This is a genomic window from Pseudomonas azotoformans (assembly GCF_900103345.1).
In the GTDB taxonomy this organism is placed as follows: Bacteria; Pseudomonadota; Gammaproteobacteria; order Pseudomonadales; family Pseudomonadaceae; genus Aquipseudomonas; species Aquipseudomonas azotoformans.
Window position 1 is genome coordinate 4,595,214 of the sequence record NZ_LT629702.1, and the last position, 23,276, is coordinate 4,618,489.

A 23,276-nucleotide genomic window follows, 5' to 3' on the forward strand; every position below is an offset into this window, starting at 1 on the left:
TTTGCATGTCTGACGCACTGCTCTGGGCAGCGCGCCTGGGCGATGGGCTGTCCCACACCTCTGTCATGGCCGACATCCTCGGCGGTGTGCTGGAAGTGGCGGCCAACGTGGCGATTACTGCATTGGCGACCGCTGCGGTGGTGGCGGCTACCGGCATTACCGTCGCGACCGGTGGGCTGGGGGCCTGCGTGCTGGGGGCGGTCGTCGGCGTCATCGTCGGCATCGCCATGAGCAAGACCGGGGCCGACAAGGGGTTGAGCGCCATGTGCGAAGGAATCGGCAACGCGCTGTTCCCTCCCTCGGTCATGGCCACGATCCTCAGCGGGTCCACCGACACACTGATCAACGCCTTGCCCGCTGCGCGCGCGGCCGGCGTCGTGCCCTCCCACGTCGCACCTGCGGGCACCGAAACCGAAACGCCGCCAGCACCGGAACACAGCGAAGAGCCCGGCTACCTGGACATGGCCAAAGGATTCTTTGCGCAAATGTGGCGCCCCACCGTCGCCACGCCAGCGCCAGGTGCAGTCCCTAAACCGCTTGACGTGGTGACCTGCACAAAACATCCGCCGATGCCGCCGCAGTTTCTGGCCGAAGGCTCGGAAAAGGTCACGGTCAACGGTCAACCGGCGGTACGCAGCGGTGACCGCAGCACCTGCGATGCCACTGTGGTGTCGTCGGGGCTGATTTCGCCCAATGTGACTATCGGCGGCGGCTCCGTCGTGGTGCGCGAGATCCGCAGTGGCAAGACGCCGGGGGTTGGCCTGGCCGTCACCGCACTGATGATGCTCAAGGGGGGTAAAGGCAAGTTCCTCAGCAACCTTCCCTGCATGCTGCTGGCAGGCGTCAATTCGTTTGTGGTCAGTCAGGCCATGGGCGCATTGGCCAACGCCGCTATGGGCTCTTCCAACCCGGTGCACGCGAGCACGGGGGCCAAGGTGCTGGGCGGTCCCGAGGAGCTGGATTTCGCCTTGCCCGGAATCATGTCCATCGACTGGCAGCGTTTCTACAACAGCCGAGATGAACGCCGCGATGGCTTGTTTGGTGCCGGCTGGAGTGTGCCCTATGAAGTCAGCGTGCAGCTGCTGCCTCACACTGAAGGGGGCGACTACGCGTTGTACATCGACGAGCAGGGTCGACGTATCGACATGGGTTCGATCCCTTTGGGCGGTGCCGTGTTCAGCGCTGGCGAAGGCCTCAGTGTCAAGCGTCACTTGAACGGCCAGTGGCTGATCGAAAGCGCAGACGGCTTGTACCGGCTATTCGATCCGGCGCCACAGGACGCATCATTGCTACGCCTGAGCCAACTGGGAGATCGCAACGACAACCGAATCCACCTCGACTATGCCGACGATGGTCGCCTGCTGGGCCTGCGTGACACCTTTGACCTGGTCAGGGTCGAGCTGACCTACGACAGCACTTGGCCCCGGCGCGTCAGCCGGATCGAACGGCTGTATCCCGACCACCACCGTGAAGTACTGATGCATTACGCCTACGACGTCCGTGGCGACCTGGCCGCTGTACGCCAGTCCGACGGGCACGTGAAGCGCCGTTTTGCCTATGATGCCGGGCAGCGCATGGTCGAGCATCTATTGCCCAGCGGCCTGCGTTGCTTCTATCAGTGGGCCAGGGTTGATGACCGTGAATGGCGTGTTGTGCGGCATTGGACGGAGGCCGGGGACACCTACACATTCGACTATGCGCTGGACACCGGCATCACCCGTATCACCGACGGGCTGTCGCGCGTCAGCATTCGACACTGGGATGAGCGACACCAGATCATTGCGTCCACCGATGCCCTGGGGCGAACCTGGGCCTTCCGGTGGAATGATGAAAGCCAACTACTGGGCGCAACCGACCCTCTCGGTGGGCATTATCAGTTCAGCTACGACGATGCCGGCAACCTGACAGAGACCCTCGACCCCCTGGGGCGCAGTGAATCGACCTTGTGGCTGGAGCACTGGGCGCTGCCACTGGCGGAGACCGATGCCGCGGGCAATACCTGGCAGTACCATTACGACTCGCGGGGCAACTGCATTCGCGAAACCGACCCGCTGGGCAACCGCACGGTCTATCACTATGACGGACACGGCCAAGTCAGCGAGATCATCGACGCCAGCGGCAAGCGCAAGACGTTGCGCTGGTCCCCACTGGGTCAATTGACCGAGCACACCGACTGTACGGGCCTGACCACCCGTTTGAGCTACTGCAAGCGAGGCTTGCTGCTGGCCAGTACCGACGCGCTCGGGGAACGCACCACCTTCAAGTATGACGACCAGGGCCGCCTGATCAGCAAGCAGTTGCCCGATGGGCGCAACGAACACTATCAGCGTGACGTCAGCGGCCAGTTGATCGGCTACAGCGACCCGGCCGGCCACACCACGCGCTTCGAGCATGCGTCGAACGGCCAGTTGCGCCACCGTATCGACGCCCATGGCCGCCGTGTGGAGTTGAGCCATGACGCCTATGGCCGCCTGCACAGCCTGACCAACGAAAATGGCGAGTGCTACCGATTCGACTGGGACGACGGTGACCGCCTGACCCTCGAGCAGCGCCTGGACGGCTGCCGGAAACGGTACACGTACGACCCGCTGGACAATGTCACACAGGTAGAAACCCTCGCATCGTCCGACACCGAGCCCGCCATCATCCATGATCTGGAGCGGGATGCAGCAGGCCGGCTGATCGCCAAGCGCACCGTGGATGGCTGCACGACGTACCGCTACGATCAGCTCGACCAAGTCACAGCCATCACCTTTACAGGCCACGACGGCGAGCAGCAAACCCTGGGCTTCGGTTATGACGCCCTCGGCCAGCTGACCCTTGAGCAAAGCGCCGCCGGTTGCCTGGAGCATCTCTACGACGAATTGGGCAACCTGGCCCAGACCCGACTTCCCGACGGCCGCTGGCTCAACCGCCTGCGCTACGGTAGCGGGCACTTGCATCAGGTCAACCTGGATGGGCAGGTCATCAGTGACTTCGAGCGCGACCGTCTGCACCGCGAAGTGCTGCGCACCCAGGGCCGCATCAGCACGCGTTGCGAATATGACCGCAGTGGACGTCTGCGCGCCCGCCAGCGCCGCCAACCGGACCATTCACTGTTACATCCGCCGGCACAGACACGCCTGGGCTATGACGACAGCGACCAACTGGTCGAACGCTACGACAGCCAGCCCGGCGCGGCACACCGCCAATTGCTGCATTACGACGCCACCGGCCGCATTCTGGCTAGCCAGGACAACCTCTTGGGCCAGCGGGAAGCCTTCCGATACGACCCGGCGGCCAACCTGCTGGACGGTTCAGGACAGGTCGCCCACAACCGATTGCTGACCTACCAGGACAAACATTACCGCTATGACGGTTTTGGCCGAATGGTTGAAAAGCGCAGCCTTCGGCACGGCACACAGCGCTTCAGCTACGACGCGGAGCAACGGCTGGCACAGGTGCACAACGATGACGGTTCCCGGGTCGTCATGACCTATGACCCGCTGGGCCGGCGCACCGCCAAGACCACCTACGACCGCAACGGTGTTCAGCGCAGCCAGACACGTTTCACTTGGGACGCGTTGCAACTCGTGCAGGAGCACTGCAATCAGCAGACCAGCCTCTATATCTATGCCGACGAGGGCTACGAACCACTGGCCCGTGTCGATGGCACGGGTCACCTGCAAAAAATCCGCTACTACCACAACGACCTCAACGGATTGCCCGAACGCCTCACCGAGAGCGACGGCCATACGGTGTGGCAAGCGCGCTATGAAGTCTGGGGCAATACCGTCGAGGAAAGCCGAGAACCCTACTTCATCGAAGAACAGAACCTGCGCTTCCAGGGCCAGTATCTGGACCGGGAAACGGGCCTGCACTACAACACTTTGCGCTTTTATGACCCGGATATCGGGCGCTTCACCACACCCGACCCCATCGGTCTGGCCGGCGGCCTGAATCTCTACCAATATGCGCCCAACCCGCTGAGCTGGATTGACCCGCTGGGCCTGATGAAATGCTCCAGCCCACCCAAGGGGCGCAAGGTCAGCCGCACCGTGTATCGGTTCGAGGAGCCGGGGCGCATCGGGACCACTTGGCAGGCACACAAGTGGAATGTGGAGTCCACCCACCGCTACACCACCAAAGGCGTCGGCGGCGTGTATGGCGCGAACTCACGGAAGACCGCACTGGGCGAGGTCACGCACTGGAAGGTCGACCTGTCCAAACGGGTGTTGGTCAGCAAGAAAGTGCAGCTCAATAATGTCCTGGATCTGACCCGCGCCGATGTGCGCAAACAGCTAGGGGTCAGCCTTAAAAGCATCACCGGCTCGAAGTACACCGAGACCCATCAGATCGGCAATTGGGCCAAGGCCAACGGCTATGATGGAATCCTGGCACCATCGGCACGCAACCCGACCGGCAGCAACTTGATCTCCTTTGCAGGTTTTTGAACATGGAACGACTGGAAAACGAATACCCAGGTGACGCGGACTGGCAGAGCACAGTGGCCTTGTATGAAGAAGACTACCTTGACGACGATGCACGTGAACTGGCCAAGGCCTTGGGCGGCCATCTCGACCTGGCAGTGATACTGCGTGGGAAACGAGGCCTTGAAGAGGGGTTGTGGTGGATCGGGCAAAAGGTTCCGGCACTGGACAACCTCACCCCGCTGGAGTGCCTGGAAAGTCCCACGCTGATAAAGCGGTTGAAGACAGCACTGATGCGTATGCCATAACACCCAAGGACACGGCGACTATGGAAAGTTGTGCGTTCAATTCGATCAGACACAGGAGTGCAGTCCTTGTCTGATGCACTCTGGGCGGCCCGGATGGGCGATGCGCTGACTCACACCTCGATGATGGCGGACATCCTTGGCGGGGTGCTGGAGGTGGCGGCCAATATCGCGATCACGGCGGTGGCGACGGCGGCTGTCGTCGCCGCCACCGGGATTACCGTCGCCACCGGTGGGCTTGGCTGTTTCCTGCTGGGAGCGGTGGTGGGCACGATTGTCGGCCTGGCCATGAGCAAGACCGGGGCCGACAAAGGCCTGACGAATTTATGCGATACGTTCGCCAACGCGCTGTTTCCGCCCACGGTTCAGGCCAATATTCTTACCGGTTCCACCGATACCCTGACCAACAACATCCCCGCTGCACGCGCCGCAGGGGCGATCAGCTCCCATGTCGCACCGGCCGGTACCGAGCTGGAAGCGCCCGAGCCGGAGCCCGAAGCCAGCTACCTGGACATGGCCGAAAGTTTCTTCTCGCAGATGTGGCGCCCTACCGTCGCCACCCCCGCGCCTGGGGCCGAGCCCAAGCCGCTGGACCTGGTCACCTGCATGAAGCACCCGCCGATGCCGCCGCAGTTTCTGGCCGAAGGATCGGACAAAGTCACCATCAACGGCCAACCGGCGGTGCGCAGTGGTGATCGCAGTACCTGTGATGCGACAGTGGTGTCGTCGGGGTTGATTTCTTCCAACGTGACCATTGGCGGCGGCTCGGTGGTGGTGCGTGAGATCCGCAGCGGCAAGACCCCGGGCGTGGGGCTGGCGGTCACGGCGTTGTTGATGCTCAAGGGCGGCAAGGGCAAGTTCTTCAGCAAACTGCCGTGCATGTTGATCGGCGGCGCTACGTCGATGGCGGTCAGCAGCGCGATGGGGGCCGTGGCGAACGCAGCGATGGGTTCTTCGAATCCGGTGCATGCGGCCACCGGCGCGAAGGTGCTGGGCGGCGATGATGAGCTGGATTTCGTCCTGCCCGGCATCCTGCCGATTGATTGGCAACGTTTCTACAACAGCCGCGACGCACGCACGGGCAGTCTTTTCGGCGCAGGCTGGAGCGTGCCGTATGAAGTGTGCGTCGACATCCAGCCTCACCCCGATGGCGGCGAAACGCTGGTCTACACCGATGAACAAGGCCGCCCCATCGACATGGGCTCGATTCCCTTGGGCGGCGCCGTGTTCAGCGCGGGTGAAGGGCTGGCCGTGCGGCGACATCTCAATGGGCAGTTGCTGATCGAAAGCGATGACGGGTTGTATCGCTTGTTTGAACCCTCTGCCAACCCGTCATTGCTGCGCCTTAGCCAGCTCGGCGACCGCAATGACAACCGCATCCATGTCGACTACGACGCCGCCGGGCAACTGGTGCGCCTGCGCGATACCTTCGATCTGGTGCAGGTTGAGTTGATCCGTGATCAGGGCCAGTTGGCGCGCATCGAACGCCTGTACCCCGATCAGCGCCGCGAAGTGCTCGTCAGCTATGGCTTCGACGCGCAGGGCAACCTGGCTGAAGTGCGCGATACCACTGGCCAGGTCCAGCGGCGTTTCGCCTACGACAGTGGCCAGCGGATGGTGGAGCATCAACTGCCCACCGGATTGCGCTGCTTCTATGAGTGGGCCTTGGTTGAAGACCTGGAATGGCGCGTGGTGCGGCACTGGACCGACGAAGGCGACGCCTACCAGTTCGACTATGACTTGCAGGCCGGTATCACGCGAATTACCGATGGCCTGCAACGCGTCAGTACCCGGCATTGGAACACCCAACACCAGATCATTCGGTACAGCGACAATCTCGGCCACACCTGGCTGTTCGAATGGAACGACGAGCGCCAGTTGCTCAGTGCCACTGATCCGCTGGGCGGGCGCTTTGAATACAGCTACGACGAGGCCGGCAACCTGATTGGCGAAACCGACCCGCTAGGGCGCAGCGATTCGACCTTGTGGCTTGAGCACTGGGCACTGCCAGTGGTGGAGACCGACGCCGCCGACAATAGCTGGGCGTATCGCTACGATCAGCGCGGCAACTGCATCGCCGAAACCGATCCACTGGGCTACGTCACCCGCTACCGCTATGACGACCACGGTCAGGTCGTGGAAATCATCGATGCCACCGGCAAAAGCAAAAAGCTGCGCTGGAATCCGTTCGGGCAACTGGTCGAGCATATCGACTGCTCGGGTTACCCAACGCGTTTCAGCTATGACGAGCGCGGCTATCTGCAGGTCATCACCGATGCTCTCGGCGAACGCACTCAATTCAGCTATGACGCCCAGGGGCGCTTGCTCACCACCCAATTGCCAGACGGTCGTATCGAGCAGTACCAGCGCGATACGAGCGGGCAACTGGTGGGTTACACCGACCCGGCCGGACATACCACGTTGTACCAGCACAACCGTCGCGGGCAGGTACGCCAGCGCATCGATGCCCATGGCCGGCAAGTGCAGTTCGGCTATGACAGCTATGGGCGGTTGCAGGCACTGATCAATGAGAACGGCGAGCGATATCGTTTCGCGTGGGACGCTGGCGATCGGCTGGTTGAGCAGCAAGACCTCGATGGCAGCGCCAAGCGCTACGATTACGACGCGTTGGATAATGTCACGACGCTGACGGCAGTTCCCGCGCCTTACGGCAATGGCCTGGCGCTGGTGCCCGACAGACCACCCGCGCCTATCGTGCATCGACTCGAACGTGATGCGGTCGGCCGGTTGGTGGCCAAAACCACGGACGATGGCCGCACCGAGTACCGCTACGACGAGCTCGACCAACTCACTGCTGTCACCTTCACCGACCTGCAAGGCAACGCCCAGGCCCTGGGCTTCGCCTACGACGCCCTCGGCCAGTTGGTGACCGAACAAAGCTCGGCAGGCGGCCTGCACCACCACTACGACGAACTCGGCAACCTGATCCAGACCCAACTGCCGGACGGCCGCTGGCTCAATCGCCTGTATTACGGCAGCGGCCATCTGCACCAGATCAACCTCGACGGCCAAGTCATCAGCGACTTCGAACGCGACCGCCTGCACCGCGAAGTGCTGCGCACCCAGGGCCAGCTCAGCACCCGCAGCGAATACGACCGCAGCGGCCGCCTGCGTTCGCGCCAGCGCCGTCACGCCAGTCAGTCAACCTTGCTGCCCGCGGCTGCGCAAAAACAGTTCGAGTACGACCCCGCCGACAACCTGATCGGCAAACTCGACCAGCAGCCCGCCACGCAACACCGCCAACTGCTGCACTACGACGCCACCGGCCGCATCATCGCCAGCCAAGACAGCCTGCACGGCCAGCGCGAAAGCTTCGCCTACGACGCCGCCGCCAACTTGCTGGACGGCCCGCAGGCTGGCGCGGGGTTGGTGGTGCATAACAAGCTGCTGACCTATCAGGACAAGCGTTATCGCTATGACGCGTTTGGCCGCACGATTGAAAAACGCAGCGCCAAACGGGGCGTGCAGCGGTTTGCCTACGATGCTGAAAGCCGCTTGGTTGAAGTGCGTAACGATGACGGCAGCGTCGTGCGAATGACCTATGACCCACTGGGCCGACGCATCGAAAAAACCGAGCATGGCCGTGACGGGTATCCGCTGGGAGAAACGCAGTTTGTGTGGGATGGACTGCGGTTGTTGCAGGAGCATAAACACAGCCAGACCAGCCTTTATGTTTACGACGATGACGGCTATGAACCGCTGGCCCGCGTCGACGGCCTCGGCCCGTTGCAGAAGATTCGCTACTACCACAACGACCTGAACGGGCTGCCCGAACAACTGACCGAGGCCGATGGGCACAGCATCTGGCAGGCGACTTATCGGGTGTGGGGCAACACACTGGAAGAGGTGCGCGAGCCTTACTACATTGAGGAGCAGAACCTGCGGTTCCAGGGGCAGTATCTGGATCGGGAGACGGGGCTGCATTTCAATACGTTCAGGTTTTATGATCCGGATGTGGGGCGGCTTACGACGCCGGATCCGATTGGGTTGCTAGGTGGACTGAACCTCTACTTGTACGGTGCAAACCCTATTACATGGCTGGATCCACTAGGCTGGACCCCAACGCCCCTAAACAAACCTGGTTTCTATGTCTACGGGCTCTACGCCCCGGGCGCTAAAACGCCTTACTACATCGGTCACACCGAACAGGATCCTGCGGCGCGTGAAAGTCAGCACGACAGGTCCACGCGGCTTGGAAAAGGAAAGCTGCGTGTGTTGAAAGGCCAGGACGGCAAGATGACCTACTCTCAAGCCAAAGGTTACGAGCAGGCCTACCGAGAGAAATATAAAACGAAGGGCAAGTTCCCCGGAAACGTCATCGAACCCATCAATAAAAGCCGTACTGATGCACGGGGCAAAAGTCACTATAAAAACTATAGGGCTGCGGCTAAAGCCCTTGGCATCAAGCCGAGCAAAATCAAATCTTGTACCTAAAAGAGGCCGCTGTATGAAAACCCTCAAGGCACCCAAACCCGGTGATCTCTTCTACATCCCAGCCATCAACGCTTCAGATGAGCCTGGCTTTGTTATTGCACGCTATATCGAACTCATTCCTCCTGCGCTGGGACATCTGATTGAGGTTTTTGCGAAATTCTATACACAAATCCCGACCTCGATCAGCCAGGTGGACACCTCAAAACGTTTGTTTCGGCCGATTTTCTGCAGCATGCGATTTTCAGGTATCCCTCGCTGGAAGATACTTTTCAGTGACCCCGACTACAAAAAATCGACCTCTGGTTACGACAGAATTCAATTCGCGTTTGAGTCAGAAATCTGGACCGGCGGTGTAAGCAAGCCCGCATCTGAGGAACAGTTGGTAAATATTGAACCCTCAATTTGCTGGCGTATGCATCACATTATTTTCAGAGTAATTGCTCATCTGCGTGGGGCGCTAACGGCGGATGAGGCCATGGACTATGAGCACTTACCCGACGACTTACGCATTGATAGCGTTACCGCTTCAGAGCGCGTAAACAAGGCAGTCCTGCATACGCAAGAATTGTTTGACTCCAAATAAAAATAGACCGCCTACTCAACGATAAAGGCGATGGTGATAAAGCGATAAAGGAGACGGATCTATTTAATCCAGATAGGAACTATAAATAAATCTGACCCCTTTATCGGTTGTCGAAACGAAAGGATCGTTCAAAGTTGATACTAAAGGAAAGCTGGAGGTATCGTTAGGTGAAAAAGGCGCACAGCACAACGCAACCTTCAATCTTCTGATCTACAAGTGAATAACATGAGCCTAGAAATTCGTAAAAATATGGAAATTGAACTATTGGCACCATTGAAGCAGATAACGCTTCCCAACGTCGACCTGAAGGTAAGCAAAAACAAGCTTTGCCTGCTTGTAGCAAAGGAAAAACTTGCAGACATCTACATCCAGCACTTGACCAAAGCCGATGGTTACTACGCTGGAATGGAAATATATACCTGTGAGGCATCTAGCTTTTGTATAGATCAATCCCCGCCGTATCAGAGTCGGCTGTTGAACGCGTCATTTTTTTCGAAGACTTCCTTATCAGAAGAGACAAAACAGTTTGGCGACGAGATGGGCGGTATCATTAGAACGCCGTCGCCGCAAGAAATAAGCCAGACTGTAAAAAAAATAACCGACCGCTTGAAGGCTTTTTACCTCCCAAAGGCAGAGAATTGCATCCTTGGCAAACGAGCACTAATTGAGGACGTATTGGCTGAGCCTGACAACTATGCATTCCCATTTCTCACCATCCTCTTTGCTGCCTACAAAAATAATCTGAGCCTGGATTCGGACGCACTAAAAAAAGCGCTTGCAACTAAATCCATTTTTGGAAACAAGCAGTTCGACCTGGCGTTAGCGAATAAAATTCTGAGTTAAAAATACAAATATTCCTCGCAGAGAAAAGGAAGTTTTTATTTAGTGCTAAAAATTTAAATTTACGACGATGAGGCTATGAACCGCTGGCCCGCATCGACGGCCTTGGCCCGTTGCAGAAGATTCGCTACTACCACAACGACCTGAACGGGCTGCCCGAACAACTGACAGAGGCCGATGGGCACAGCATCTGGCAGGCGACTTATCGGGGGTGGGGCAACACACTGGAAGAGGTGCGCGAGCCTTACTACATCGAGGAGCAGAACCTGCGGTTCCAGGGGCACTATCTGGACCGGGAGACGGGGCTACACTACAACACTCTCAGGTTCTACGACCCCGAAATAGGGACATTCACGACTCCAGACCCGATCAGTTTACTGGGCGGCATAAACCTGTACCAATATGCGCCAAATCCAATTACATGGGTTGATCCATGGGGCCTGTTTAAGTGGAACTATAAAAATATGCCTGGAATCGATGGACTCCAGAAACACCATATTATTCCTCAATCGCTGGCTGATCACCCTGCTCTGAAGAAGGCTGGATTCGACATATACAAAACTTCCAACATCATTTACTTGCCTAGTCAAGAGGGCAAGCACAAATATTGCACTATTCACAAAGGCTCACATCCGGGTTACAACAAAGCTGTTCGAGCACAACTCAATGAAATATCCCTCGCGGGCAAGGCTGGAAAATGGAAAAAAGCCCAGTACGCGCAGGCAGTGAGGGAGGTTGTCAGCTCTGAAAGGTCGGGATTACGCAATGGGCGTACTCGGTTGAATAAAAACTCAACTCAAGCAGGTCGCTGCGAGAAATAATATGTACCTATTAGAAATCAGTGAAAATTATTCAGAAATTTACTGGTTCAAATACGACCAGAAACAATCTCCCGACCACCTATTGTTTATTAGTGGAGAAAAGCAATCATCAATTGCTACCACTCCAACCTTTAGAAATAAAAATAAGGTCAGCGTATCTCGATTAATGTCCTTCGATCTTCTTCAAAGTGACACGCTTGAATTTGTAAGCGAGGCAATGGCCAACGTACTGCGCAAATTCCCGAAAGATATTCAGCTTTTTCCTGCCAACGCTTATCTAAAAGAAGAAAAGCTGGAAGGTTACTATGTATTCAATGTGATTCAGATGCTTCCTTGCATTGATTTGAATAACTCTCAATATGGTCCCATGTTCAGCTTTATGCCGGATGGTCCTCTGAGATTCACTACTATTCAAAGTCTGCCACCTGCTACCTTAGGCAATCACCATATCGTGAGAGCTAAGGAAAATTCACAACGCATCTTTGTTTCCCAGCAGTTCAAGCAGCAATGCGAAGCGTCCCAGCTTAAAGGTCTTCGATTCGTAGACTGTTCCAAAGGTATCCAAGTCTGAACAATAAAGGGGACGGATCTATTTAATCCGGATAGGGACTATAAATAAATCTGACCCCTTTATCGTCGGTCTATACGACCTGGATATACATGGAAATACCGTAGGGGATCCTTATTACATCGGTATCACTAACGACATTTCGCGTAGGACGGAAGAACATCAAGCCTCCGGCCGACTGACGAAGGACGACAGCACTACAGGTCTTCGTCGCATTGAGAAAAACGTCACCTACGGCGAAGCCAGGGGTTATGAGCAAGCCTACATAGAGCGCTACAAGACAAAAACAGGGGAAATTGGCGCCGCAACCTCCCAAAGCAACAGAGGAAATAAATACAATTCCTTCGATCACAACAACACGACTCGCGATCGGGATAGGCATCGATATTTCAAAGAGGCTTATAACCGGAAAAAAACGAGCCTCATCGGTAAAGGAGGAAAGTGCTCATGAGTGACCTGACTTTTTTTGGCTGGGACAAAAAACCCAGGACAACACTACGTGCCATAAAGCCCGGAGATATTTTCTGCTTCAAATTCACAGAGGACACCTTCGGATTTGGGCGAATACTGTCCACTATGGACGAAGGCCACTGCGCCGAGATTCTGGATTTTTTTTCCACAGAGCCGGCTATCTCCGCACAACAATTGGAACAAGCCAAGCGCGTGTCACATCCAATACTGCTGAACAGCTACGGACTCTTTGATAAAAAGAGCTCGGGGGAGTGGCGGATCATTGCTTCTGATCCCGGTTATACGCCTGAAAATATCGAAGGCTTTTACTTCATCTACGGGGTTCCCGGTGATCTGAAGAAAATCGACATTCTAGGTAACGACAGCCCCATATCCGACGCCCAGGCAAAAGCTTATCCAAGTTGTGTACCAAAAAGTGATGCACACGTTAAGTCTTTTATTGCGCTCGCATAACGCCTTACTTTTCGGGCAAAGCCTGACGTCACCAACAAAAATGGGCACCCAACCCAGTCGGCGTGCCCATTTTTTCCTACCCTCCCGCCCCTTCGAGACGGTAACGCCATTACGCGTTAACAGTGTCTTTCAGCGATTTGCCCGGCTTGAACGCAACCGTATTGCTGGCTTTGATTTTCACCGGCTCACCGGTTTGAGGGTTTTTGCCAGTGCGGGCGCCGCGGTGGCGCTGCAGGAAGGTGCCGAAGCCAACCAGGGTGACGCTGTCCTTGCGGTGCAGGGCGCCGGTGATTTCTTCGAGAACGGCGTTGAGGACGCGGTTGGCCTGTTCTTTAGTGAGATCGGCTTTTTCAGCGATAGCGGCTGCGAGATCTGGTTTACGCATGTGTGAAGCCTCTTTGACGGTTTTTTGTTGTTATGTCCGTGCTGCTCATCGTTGGAGCAGCGCCCAAAGCGCCGCAGGCTCTACTCTGCGGCAGACGGGAGTGAGGATGGCATGCCCTCGCACGCTCCGCCAGTCTCGCTGCGACCTTTCTGGGGGGAAAAACGTGCTTATTCCGACAGAACGACCGGTATTTACGCCAGCAACGGCGGAAGTTCTTTATTGAGGGCGAGTTTTTCCATGACGGCGTTGCCGGTGAGTGCATAACCCAGCAGGCGACCGCTGGCGTCACGGCACAGGGCCTTGATGTCGGCGCCCTCGCCTTCGACGCTCCAGACACCTTCGGTGCCCCGTGGCGGTGGCGATACCACCAGCGGGCAGATCGGGGTTTTCACGGTCACCGGCATCGGACCGTAACTGACGGCGGTGGCGTTTCCGGCGAGGGTCTGGGCCAGGGCGCGGGCGCAGCTCATCAGCGGCATCACGTACAGCAGGTTCAGGCCGTCGACCTCGGCGCAGTCGCCCAAGGCGTAGATATTGGCGTGGGAAGTCTTGAGGTGGCGGTCCACCATGATCCCGCGATTGGTCTGCAGGCCGGCGGCGGCGGCCAGGTCGACGCGTGGGCGCAGGCCGATGGCCGATACCACCAGGTCGCAGGCGATCACTTCACCGTCCGACAGGTGGGCTTCCAGGCCGTCAGCGGTGCGCTGCAGACGATTGAGCACCGGGCCCAGGTGGAAGCGCGCGCCGAGGCCTTCAAGGCCTGCCTGTACCGCAGCAGCGGCGGCCGGGTGCAGCAGGGTCGGCATGACTTGCTCGCACGGCGCCACCAGGTCGATTTCATAACCGCCCAGGATCAGGTCGTTGGCGAATTCGCAGCCGATCAAGCCCGCGCCGAGCAGCAGCACACGGCGCTTGCCGGCAGCGGCGGCACGAAAGCGTGCGTAGTCTTCAAGGTCGTTGATCGGGAAAATCAGTTCAGCCGCATCGCCTTCAACCGACACACGCACGGTTTCGGCGCCCCAGGCCAGGATCAGGTCGCGATAGGCCACCGCCTCCTCGCCGATCCACAAGCGTTTGTGGCCGGGGTCGATGCCGCTGACACGAGTGTGGGTACGCACTTCGGCCTTGAGTTGTTCGGCCATGGCGCCGGGTTCAGCCATGCTCAGGCCATCGGCTTCCTTGTTCTTGCCAAAGCCGGTGGAGAGCATGGGCTTGGAGTAGGAGCGCCCGTCATCGGCAGTGATCAGCAGCAATGGGGTCTCGCTGTCGAGCTTGCGAAACTCCCGGGCCAGGTTGTAACCGGCCAACCCTGTGCCGATGATCACGACAGGTGCGTTCATTCCTTTCTCCCTGTAGTACTTTTCTGAAAACCGAGAATCAGCCGATCTCGATCATTTCGAAATCCATTTTGCCCACGCCGCAGTCCGGGCACAGCCAGTCTTCCGGGACGTCTTCCCAACGGGTGCCAGGCAGAATTCCATCATCCGGCCAGCCGTCTTTCTCGTCATAGATCAGGCCACAGACTACACATTGCCACTTCTTCATCACTTGCTTCCTCAGGGTCAGGCATCTTGGCCGACGGTCGATAGACCCGCGTTGCCGTGCGGCTCAGGGCGTTTTGTACTGATCGTGGCCGGCAGATGCAAGCATGATCGACGCAAACGGCGGGCCCATCCCGGCAAAAGCCCAGGGTGCCATGGTAAGCTCGCCGCCTCTTTTGCTGCCAATACTGACTCACCGTGCCGCACTCAATCGCCCTTCCCGATGCTTGCCAATGGCTGACCCAGAGCCTTCTGACTCCCGCGCCCACGGCCTTGACCCTCAATTGGCTGTTCAACGAAGACTCGTTGACACGGCGACTGAAGTGGCTGTCCAGCGACGGTTTCAGCGTCACGCCACTGTTCGAAGGCTGGCAGCCGCTGCGGGACGACGAATGTGCCGCCCTGGCACTGCCCGCCGCGACTGTCGGTTGGGTGCGCGAGGTGTATCTGCGCGGCCATGGCCAGCCGTGGGTGTTCGCACGCAGTGTGGCGGCACGCAGTGCCTTGCAGGGCGACGGCCTGCATATGGATGAGCTGGGAAGCCGCTCGCTGGGCGAACTGCTGTTCTGCGACCGGGCGTTCACCCGCCAAGCTATCGAGGTGTGTCATTACCCACGGCCGTGGTTGCCTGCGGCCGATCAGGTCGAAGGACTGTGGGCTCGCCGCTCACGCTTTGATCGGGGACCGCTGAGCGTGCTGGTCGCGGAGATCTTCTTGCCCAGCTTCTGGCACGCGCTGCACGCCCATCCGGAGAATTGCTGATGTATCAACAACTGCTCAAGTCCTTGAACCACCTGAACCCCAGGGCCTGGGATTTCATTCAGTTGACCCGCATGGACAAGCCCATCGGCATTTACCTGCTGTTGTGGCCGACGCTGTGGGCGCTGTGGATCGCTGGCAAAGGCTCGCCCTCTTTAATCAATATCGTGATCTTCGTGCTGGGCGTGGTGCTGACCCGCGCCGGTGGCTGTGTGATCAACGACTGGGCCGACCGCAAGGTCGACGGCCATGTGAAGCGCACGGAGCAACGCCCGTTGGTCAGCGGCAAGATCAGCTCTAAAGAGGCGCTGGTGTTTTTTGCGGTGCTGATGGGCATCAGTTTCCTGCTGGTGCTGCTGACCAACGCCACCACCATCCTGCTGTCCCTCGGTGGCCTGGCGCTGGCGGCGAGCTACCCGTTCATGAAGCGCTACACCTATTACCCGCAGGTGGTGCTGGGGGCGGCGTTTTCCTGGGGCATGCCGATGGCGTTCACCGCCGAGACCGGCAGCCTGCCTGCCACCGCGTGGCTGCTCTATATCGCCAATCTGCTCTGGACGGTCGGCTACGACACTTATTACGCGATGACCGACCGGGATGACGACTTGAAGATCGGTGTGAAATCCACCGCCATTTTGTTTGGTGATGCCGATCGCGTGATCATTCTGACGCTACAAGGGCTGTCGCTGGTGTGCCTGTTACTGGCGGGTGCGCGATTCGAGTTGGGTGGCTGGTTCCACCTGGGTCTGCTGGCCGCGGCGGGCTGTTTTGCCTGGGAGTTCTGGTATACCCGGGACAAGGACCGCATGAAGTGCTTCAAGGCGTTCCTGCATAACCACTGGGCGGGGTTGGCGATATTTGTCGGGATTGTGGCGGATTACGCATTTCGCTGAGGGTTTTGTGGCAGCTGTACCGGCGCCATCGGGGGCAAGCCCCCTCCCACAGGGGAACCTATTCCAAATGTGGGAGGGGGCTTGCCCCCGATGCTTTCAGTGGCACCGCGTGATCAAGGTTTGGCGACCTTCCAGGCTCCGTCCATTTTGCCCTCACCGGTCATGTCGCCCGCTTTCTTGTCCATGATGAAGGTATAGAGCGGCTTCCCGCTGTATGCCCATTGGCTTTTTTGATCGTCACGGGTGATGACGGTCCATTTACCCATAGGCTTGTCGGTGGATTCGGCCATCAGTGGGGGCCAGTTGGTGGCGCACTTGTCGTTGCACATGGACTTGCCGTCGGCGTCCTTGGCAAAGGTGTAGAGCGTCATGCCCTTATGATCCACCAGCATCCCGTCTTTGGTCATCGCCGGCTCCGCCGCGAACGCCAGGCCCGGCAGTGTCAATGCCGCCGTCACCAGCAGGGCTTTCCAGGAAATCGTGCTGTAAGTCATCGGAACCTTCCTTTTGTGGTTGTCAGGATTCGGACTCAAAGCGTAGTCCAGAGAGGCGGGAATTGCCCGAGCGACTAAATTACTGTCACACGACTGCAATAATTCCGTTATCTAATGCGGCGCAAGACAGTTAAATGACAAGAGGATTTTCGAGCATGGTTGGCAGGAGCATTCTGATTGTTGACGACGAAGCGCCCATCCGCGAGATGATCGCCGTTGCGTTGGAAATGGCCGGCTATGACTGCCTGGAGGCGGAGAACTCCCAGCAGGCCCATGCCATTATCGTCGACCGCAAGCCGGACCTGATCCTGCTGGACTGGATGCTGCCCGGCACCTCCGGCATCGAACTGGCCCGCCGTCTCAAACGTGACGAGCTGACCGGGGACATCCCGATCATCATGCTCACCGCCAAGGGCGAAGAGGACAACAAGATCCAGGGCCTGGAAGTGGGTGCCGATGACTACATCACCAAGCCTTTTTCCCCACGGGAACTGGTCGCACGCCTGAAAGCCGTACTGCGCCGTGCCGGGCCTACCGATGGCGAAGCGCCGATTGAAGTCGGCGGCCTGCTGCTGGACCCGATCAGCCACCGTGTGACCATCGACGGCAAGCCGGCCGAAATGGGCCCCACCGAATACCGCCTGCTGCAATTCTTCATGACCCACCAGGAACGTGCTTATACCCGCGGCCAATTGCTGGACCAGGTGTGGGGCGGCAACGTGTATGTGGAAGAGCGCACCGTGGACGTGCATATCCGTCGCCTGCGCAAAGCCTTGGGCGATGCCTACGAGAATCTGGTACAAACCGTGCGCGGCACTGGTTACCGCTTCTCTACCAAGGGCTGAGCCAATCGCAGCCTGACTTAACAGCTGACAAGGACGCATGTTCAAGTGAACCAAAACTGGCATGGCACCCTGATCCGCCACATGCTTTTGCTGATCACCGGCTGCCTGCTGGTCGGCCTGGTCAGCGGCTATTACGGCTGGAGCCTGGCAGTCGGCATTGCCCTGTACCTGGGCTGGACCCTCAAGCAACTGCTGCGCCTGCACGAATGGCTGCGCCAGCATAAACCCGACGAAGCACCTCCCGATGGCTACGGCCTGTGGGGCGAAGTGTTCGACAGCATCTACCACCTGCAACGTCGCGACCAGCGCGTGCGCGGGCGCCTGCAAGCAGTGATCGACCGGGTGCAGGAGTCCACCGCCGCGCTCAAGGATGCGGTGATCATGCTCGACAGCGACGGCAACCTGGAATGGTGGAACCGTGCCGCCGAGACCCTGCTGGGTCTCAAGACGCCCCAGGACAGCGGCCAGCCGGTGACCAACCTGGTGCGCCACCCGCGCTTCAAGGAGTACTTCGAACAGGAGAACTACGAAGAAGCCCTGGAAATCCCCTCGCCCACCAATGACCGCGTGCGCATCCAGCTGTACCTGACGCGCTACGGCAACAACGAACACCTGATGCTGGTGCGCGACGTCACCCGCATCCACCAGCTGGAACAGATGCGCAAAGACTTCGTCGCCAACGTCTCCCACGAGTTGCGTACGCCGCTGACGGTGATCTGCGGCTACCTGGAGACGCTGCTGGACAACGTCGACGAGATCAACCCACGCTGGAGCCGGGCCCTGCAACAAATGCAGCAGCAAGGTTCGCGCATGCAGACACTGCTCAACGACCTGCTGTTGCTGGCCAAGCTGGAGGCGACTGATTACCCGTCGGACAACCACCCGGTGGCGGTGCAGAGCCTGTTGCAGACCATCAAGAACGATGCCCAGGCCCTCTCCGGCCAACGTGGGCAACAGATCACCCTGGAGGCAGACCCGAGCGTGCTGCTCAAAGGCAGCGAAGGCGAGTTGCGCAGCGCGTTTTCCAACCTGGTGTTCAATGCCGTGAAATACACCCAGGACAAAGGCAATATCCGCATCCGCTGGTGGGCCGATGAACAGGGGGCGCACTTGAGCGTACAGGACTCCGGCATTGGCATCGACGCCAAGCACCTGCCGCGCCTGACCGAGCGTTTCTACCGTGTCGACTCCAGCCGCAATTCCAACACCGGCGGCACCGGGCTCGGCCTGGCGATCGTCAAACACGTGCTGCTGCGCCACCGCGCACGCCTGGAAATCAGCAGCGTGCTGGGACATGGCAGCACGTTTACCTGCCATTTTCCGCCGGCGCAGATGACGCGTTCGCGAGCCCTCGGCAACGACGAGTAATCCAAATACACCACGGGCCTAAATGTGGGAGGGGGCTTGCCCCCGATGGCGGCGGGTCAGATATGAATGCGCTGCCTGACATACTGCCATCGGGGGCAAGCCCCCTCCCACAGTGGACCGGTGTTGTTTTAGAGAGTGCATTCCAAGCCCCGCCCGGCAGTGGGCACTAGGCAAGCGCCCCGTCAGCCGCTACATTGGCCGACTTGCGCCTGCCTTTGCGGCCCACCTGCCACCCCTTACTGAACATACGGAACCTGCAAAACCCCATCATGGACCCTTCCCCTGGTATCACCCTCGCGACACTCTTCGCCGACTTCGGCATGATTCTTTTTGCACTGGTCCTGGTACTGCTCAACGGTTTCTTCGTTGCGGCGGAATTCGCCATGGTCAAACTGCGCGCCACCCGGGTCGAGGCCATCGCCCACAAAAACGGCTGGCGCGGACAGATCCTGCGCACCGTACACAGCCAGCTCGACGCCTACCTGTCGGCCTGCCAGCTGGGTATCACCCTCGCCTCCCTGGGCCTGGGCTGGGTCGGTGAACCGGCCTTCGCGCACATCCTCGAGCCGCTGCTGGGCGCCGTGGGCGTCGAATCGCCGGAAGTGATCAAGGGCGTGTCGTTCTTCGCCGCATTCTTCGTGATTTCCTACCTGCACATCGTGGTCGGCGAGCTGGCGCCCAAATCCTGGGCGATTCGCAAGCCCGAGTTGCTGTCGCTGTGGACAGCAGTGCCGCTGTACCTGTTCTACTGGGCCATGTACCCGGCGATCTACCTGCTCAACGCGAGCGCCAACGCCATCCTGCGCATCGCCGGCCAAGGCGAGCCTGGCCCACACCATGAGCACCACTACAGCCGCGAAGAGCTCAAGCTGATCCTGCACTCCAGCCGTGGCCAGGACCCGAGCGACCAAGGCATGCGCGTACTGGCTTCCGCCGTGGAAATGGGCGAGCTGGAAGTGGTGGACTGGGCCAACTCCCGGGAAGACCTGGTGACCCTGGACTTCAACGCCCCGCTCAAGGAAATCCTCGCGCTGTTCCGTCGTCACAAATTCAGCCGTTACCCGGTGTATGACGCGGTGCGCAACGAGTTCGTAGGCCTGCTGCACATCAAGGACCTGCTGCTGGAACTGGCGGCCCTGGACCACATCCCCGAGTCGTTCAACCTGGCCGAGCTGACCCGTCCGCTGGAGCGTGTGTCGCGGCACATGCCGTTGTCGCAGCTGCTGGAACAGTTCCGCAAAGGCGGCGCGCACTTCGCCCTGGTGGAAGAAGCCGACGGCAAGATCATCGGCTACCTCACCATGGAAGACGTGCTGGAAGTACTGGTGGGCGATATCCAGGACGAACACCGCAAGGCCGAGCGCGGCATCCTGGCCTATCAGCCGGGCAAGCTGCTGGTGCGTGGCGACACGCCCCTGTTCAAGGTCGAACGCCTGCTGGGCGTGGACCTGGACCACATCGAAGCCGAAACCCTCGCAGGCCTGATCTACGACACCCTCAAGCGGGTGCCGGAAGAGGAGGAAGTGCTGGAGGTTGAAGGTTTGCGCATCATCATCAAGAAGATGAAAGGGCCAAAGATCGTGTTGGCCAAGGTGCTGCTGCTGGATTGACCGTCAATTGCCCAATGCAAAATTGGGCAATGCACCGACCGGCTGGTTGAACTCATACGGGATCGACACCAGCCCCGCCTCGGTGGCGCGCTGCACCACAAAATGCAGATGCGGCCCGCTGCTGTTGCCGGTATTGCCCGACAACGCCAGCGGGCTCCCCACCGCCACACGCTGACCGACCCGGACGCTGACCGAACCTTGCTTGAGGTGCAGGTACACGCCCTCGGTGCCGTCGTCGTGGCGCACCCTCACGAAATTCCCCGACGCATCGCTGCCCCGCCCGGCCTGCGCGTTTTCGGTCTTCACCACCATTCCACTACGCGCCGCAATGATCGGCGTGCCTTCGGGCATGGCGATGTCCATCGCATAACGACTTTTGGCATCGGTGTGGCTGAAGCTGCCGTTGGGTCCCTGGGTCATGCGGAAAGGACCGCCACGCCAGGGCAAGGGGTAGCGATAGGCTTGTTGTGCACGATTGGGCCTGGGCACGACAAGCATCGGTCGCTCAACCTTGCGCTCCTGGATCACGAACGCCAGGGCGCCCGGCGTATACCGGTCGCTGATAAACACCAGGCCATTGGCATCGACGGATTTGTAGAGGGTCATGGCCTGGGCCGACATAGCGACCGTTGCCAGCCCGCAGCACAGCAAAAAGCGCATGAGCATGGCGTGAACCTGCCGGGATGACTGAACGGCAGGTTAGCGCGGTTTGATGACAACTTCAGGCAGGCAGCCCGTTGAAACAAATATCCACGTTCATTTGGGCGGCCGCCGACAAATTGACCAAGGCATCCAGGGAGAGTTTGTCGATCTTGCCCGTGAGAACGTCGTTAAGTCGGGGCTGACTGATCCCCAGTCTTTGCGCCGCATCTTTTTGAGAAAGCTCCCAGCTACGAATGGTTTGGCACAGCTCCAAGAGCAATTTGGAACGCAGCCGCATATTGGCGGCTTGCTGGGGTGTCTCTTCCAGAGCGTCCCAAACAGAGCTGAAACGCTCGCCGTAAACTTTTTGATTTGTCATGGGCTCACCCTAACTCCTGCAATCTGGCGCGAGCCAGCTCGATATCACGCCCTTCGGTTTTCTGTGAGGTCTTGCGCAGCGCGTGCAGCACATAGATGGCCTCCGGCCGGTTGACCACATAAAACACCCGAAAAGCACCCGACTCCTCAGTGATCCGAATCTCGCTGACGCCCCTCCCAATGGTCTTCATCGGCTTGCAGTCAAAGGGTTGCTCACCCTGCTGCAAGAGATCCAACTGAAAACCCACTGCCCTACGGGCATCGAGCGGAAACGTTTTGAGATCCTTGAGCGAGCTTCCTAAAAACACCACATCCTTGTGCCTTGGCATTGGCTTCTCTTCTCCTTTCATGGAAAGAAAAAGCGTAATCGACGATTCGGCCAAGGGACGTGGAGGTTTGTTTCAAGGCATAGCAAAGGCTCGATAACACCGGAGCGTTATCGAGAGACTATATCGAAACAGATATAAATCAAGGCAGGTACCGGGAATCAGACAGTCGGTCGATTCCCGGCACTCAGGGAATCACGCACCCGGCACAAAATGCTTCTGTGCTGTACCGCGCGCAATCAGGCGGGAGATGTAGTCGAGCTTCTGCGCATCCTGGTCGATAAACCGGAAGGTCAGTTGCAGCCAATCGCTGTCCGGCTTCGGTTCGAAGGCCACGATGGCGTGCAGGTAGCCATTGAGGCGGGCCACTTCGGCGTTGTCGCCTTGTTCCAGGTCGAGCACGGCGCTTTCCAGTACCTGGGGCAGGACTTCGCCGCGACGCACCACCAGCAGCGCTTCCTTGATGCTCAGCGCCTTGATCACGCATTGCTGGGTGCCGCTGGACAGTCGCAATTGGCCCTGGCCACGTCCACCCGCCGGCGCAGCCGCTACCGGGGCCTGCACCGGTGGGCTATTGAGCAAACCTTTGTTAGGCGCAGGAGCGGCGGCCGCAACAGGAGCCGCACGCGCCACTTCGGGCTTGCCGCCGGTCAGGGCGCTCAAGGAATCATTGCCGAACGCCGAGTTCATCTTGGTCGGCGCGCTGGCGACCAGGGCGTCGAGGCGGCCGATCTTGTGCAGGGCCTGCTTGACCTTGTTCAGCAACTGTTCGTTGGTGAACGGTTTGCTGACGTAGCCCGAAACCCCGGCCTGGATAGCCTGGACTACGTTTTCCTTGTCGCCACGGCTGGTGACCATCACGAACGGCATGGCTTTGAGGTGAGGCTGCTCGCGACACCAAGTCAACAGCTCAAGGCCGGACATCTCTGGCATTTCCCAGTCGCACAGCACCAGATCAAAAGTCTCGCGCATCAGGATGGCCTGGGCCTTTTTGCCGTTCACCGCGTCTTCAAGCTTGATCCCGGGGAAGTAGTTGCGCAGGCACTTCTTCACCAGGTCGCGGATAAACGAGGCGTCATCCACCACCAATACACTGACTTTACTCATCGACCCTTCATCCTATAAAAACT

General features: G+C 58.9%; 21 protein-coding genes and 1 pseudogene. 14 read left to right on the top strand and 8 right to left on the bottom strand.

The features are described from left to right. The first annotated feature begins 5 nt into the window (after positions 1-5). The 9 genes and pseudogenes from BLR69_RS20970 (at position 6) to BLR69_RS21005 (ending at position 12,905) form a co-directional block, all read left to right on the top strand. Positions 6-4,433 carry an RHS repeat-associated core domain-containing protein gene (locus BLR69_RS20970; RefSeq protein ID WP_071494642.1) on the top strand — a complete coding sequence of 1,476 codons (4,428 nt, stop codon included), beginning with the start codon at positions 6-8 and terminating at the stop codon, positions 4,431-4,433. A gap of 2 nt (positions 4,434-4,435) precedes the next feature. Continuing rightward, positions 4,436-4,717: a hypothetical protein gene (locus tag BLR69_RS20975; protein ID WP_058424275.1), complete on the top strand. Its 282-nt coding sequence runs from the start codon at positions 4,436-4,438 to the stop codon at positions 4,715-4,717. Positions 4,718-4,783: 66 nt separating this feature from the next. Next, the gene (locus tag BLR69_RS20980; protein WP_071494643.1) at positions 4,784-9,169 is read left to right on the top strand and encodes an RHS repeat-associated core domain-containing protein; all 4,386 of its coding nucleotides are present in this window, start codon (positions 4,784-4,786) and stop codon (positions 9,167-9,169) included. Between the two features lie 13 nt (positions 9,170-9,182). Beyond that, complete coding sequence (locus BLR69_RS20985; protein WP_071494644.1) at positions 9,183-9,752, top strand: hypothetical protein; 570 nt, start codon at positions 9,183-9,185, stop codon at positions 9,750-9,752. A 225-nt stretch (positions 9,753-9,977) separates the two neighbouring features. Then, positions 9,978-10,595: a hypothetical protein gene (locus BLR69_RS20990; RefSeq protein WP_071494645.1), complete on the top strand. Its 618-nt coding sequence runs from the start codon at positions 9,978-9,980 to the stop codon at positions 10,593-10,595. Positions 10,596-10,666: 71 nt separating this feature from the next. Then, positions 10,667-11,413 (top strand): annotated as a pseudogene (locus BLR69_RS20995) (RHS repeat-associated core domain-containing protein); the annotation flags it as partial. A gap of 1 nt (position 11,414) precedes the next feature. After that, complete coding sequence (locus BLR69_RS21000; RefSeq protein WP_071494647.1) at positions 11,415-11,984, top strand: imm11 family protein; 570 nt, start codon at positions 11,415-11,417, stop codon at positions 11,982-11,984. An 85-nt stretch (positions 11,985-12,069) separates the two neighbouring features. After that, positions 12,070-12,432 carry a GIY-YIG nuclease family protein gene (locus BLR69_RS31580; RefSeq protein WP_367889371.1) on the top strand — a complete coding sequence of 121 codons (363 nt, stop codon included), beginning with the start codon at positions 12,070-12,072 and terminating at the stop codon, positions 12,430-12,432. Beyond that, positions 12,429-12,905, top strand: coding sequence for an Imm26 family immunity protein (locus tag BLR69_RS21005; RefSeq protein ID WP_071494648.1), 477 nt, complete (start codon positions 12,429-12,431; stop codon positions 12,903-12,905). The genes BLR69_RS31580 and BLR69_RS21005 overlap by 4 nt, the downstream gene beginning before the upstream one ends. A 109-nt stretch (positions 12,906-13,014) precedes the next feature. Here BLR69_RS21005 and BLR69_RS21010 read toward each other — a convergent pair whose 3' ends face one another. The 3 genes from BLR69_RS21010 to BLR69_RS21020 all read right to left on the bottom strand — a co-directional run bounded on the left by BLR69_RS21010 (position 13,015) and on the right by BLR69_RS21020 (position 14,835). Then, on the bottom strand, positions 13,015-13,290 hold the full coding sequence (locus BLR69_RS21010) for an HU family DNA-binding protein (protein WP_071494649.1): 276 nt from the start codon (positions 13,288-13,290) through the stop codon (positions 13,015-13,017). A gap of 191 nt (positions 13,291-13,481) precedes the next feature. Further along, positions 13,482-14,630 carry an NAD(P)/FAD-dependent oxidoreductase gene (locus BLR69_RS21015; protein ID WP_071494650.1) on the bottom strand — a complete coding sequence of 383 codons (1,149 nt, stop codon included), beginning with the start codon at positions 14,628-14,630 and terminating at the stop codon, positions 13,482-13,484. Between the two features lie 37 nt (positions 14,631-14,667). Beyond that, positions 14,668-14,835 (bottom strand): rubredoxin, encoded by a 168-nt coding sequence (locus BLR69_RS21020; RefSeq protein ID WP_015886569.1) that lies wholly within the window; start codon positions 14,833-14,835, stop codon positions 14,668-14,670. A gap of 194 nt (positions 14,836-15,029) precedes the next feature. Between BLR69_RS21020 and BLR69_RS21025 the strand changes: the two genes are divergently transcribed. Together BLR69_RS21025 and ubiA are read left to right on the top strand one after the other, a co-directional pair. Continuing rightward, complete coding sequence (locus BLR69_RS21025) at positions 15,030-15,593, top strand: chorismate--pyruvate lyase family protein (RefSeq protein ID WP_071494651.1); 564 nt, start codon at positions 15,030-15,032, stop codon at positions 15,591-15,593. Next, positions 15,593-16,483 (top strand): 4-hydroxybenzoate octaprenyltransferase, encoded by an 891-nt coding sequence (gene ubiA / locus BLR69_RS21030; protein ID WP_071494652.1) that lies wholly within the window; start codon positions 15,593-15,595, stop codon positions 16,481-16,483. Before BLR69_RS21025 ends, ubiA begins: the two co-directional genes overlap by 1 nt. 113 nt (positions 16,484-16,596) lie before the next feature. Here ubiA and BLR69_RS21035 read toward each other — a convergent pair whose 3' ends face one another. After that, the gene (locus tag BLR69_RS21035; protein WP_071494653.1) at positions 16,597-16,977 is read right to left on the bottom strand and encodes a COG4315 family predicted lipoprotein; all 381 of its coding nucleotides are present in this window, start codon (positions 16,975-16,977) and stop codon (positions 16,597-16,599) included. Positions 16,978-17,132: 155 nt separating this feature from the next. On the opposite strand from BLR69_RS21035, the gene phoB reads away from it, so the two are divergent. From phoB to BLR69_RS21050, 3 genes are all read left to right on the top strand, one after another. Beyond that, positions 17,133-17,822 carry a phosphate regulon transcriptional regulator PhoB gene (phoB, locus tag BLR69_RS21040; RefSeq protein WP_003176964.1) on the top strand — a complete coding sequence of 230 codons (690 nt, stop codon included), beginning with the start codon at positions 17,133-17,135 and terminating at the stop codon, positions 17,820-17,822. 81 nt (positions 17,823-17,903) lie between these two features. Beyond that, positions 17,904-19,190: a phosphate regulon sensor histidine kinase PhoR gene (gene phoR / locus BLR69_RS21045; protein WP_232000994.1), complete on the top strand. Its 1,287-nt coding sequence runs from the start codon at positions 17,904-17,906 to the stop codon at positions 19,188-19,190. Between the two features lie 269 nt (positions 19,191-19,459). Next, on the top strand, positions 19,460-20,800 hold the full coding sequence (locus BLR69_RS21050) for a hemolysin family protein (RefSeq protein WP_058424283.1): 1,341 nt from the start codon (positions 19,460-19,462) through the stop codon (positions 20,798-20,800). Between the two features lie 3 nt (positions 20,801-20,803). On the opposite strand, the gene BLR69_RS21055 is transcribed toward BLR69_RS21050, so the two are convergent. The 4 genes from BLR69_RS21055 to BLR69_RS21070 all read right to left on the bottom strand — a co-directional run bounded on the left by BLR69_RS21055 (position 20,804) and on the right by BLR69_RS21070 (position 23,253). Then, positions 20,804-21,466, bottom strand: a complete 663-nt coding sequence (locus BLR69_RS21055) for a M23 family metallopeptidase (protein ID WP_071494655.1) — start codon at positions 21,464-21,466, stop codon at positions 20,804-20,806. Positions 21,467-21,521: 55 nt separating this feature from the next. Beyond that, entirely contained in the window at positions 21,522-21,821 is a 300-nt protein-coding gene (locus BLR69_RS21060; protein WP_071494656.1) for a helix-turn-helix domain-containing protein, read from the bottom strand. A 4-nt stretch (positions 21,822-21,825) separates the two neighbouring features. Continuing rightward, complete coding sequence (locus BLR69_RS21065) at positions 21,826-22,149, bottom strand: type II toxin-antitoxin system RelE/ParE family toxin (RefSeq protein WP_071494657.1); 324 nt, start codon at positions 22,147-22,149, stop codon at positions 21,826-21,828. A gap of 192 nt (positions 22,150-22,341) precedes the next feature. Continuing rightward, the gene (locus tag BLR69_RS21070; protein WP_071494658.1) at positions 22,342-23,253 is read right to left on the bottom strand and encodes a response regulator; all 912 of its coding nucleotides are present in this window, start codon (positions 23,251-23,253) and stop codon (positions 22,342-22,344) included. Between the last annotated feature and the right edge of the window lie 23 nt (positions 23,254-23,276).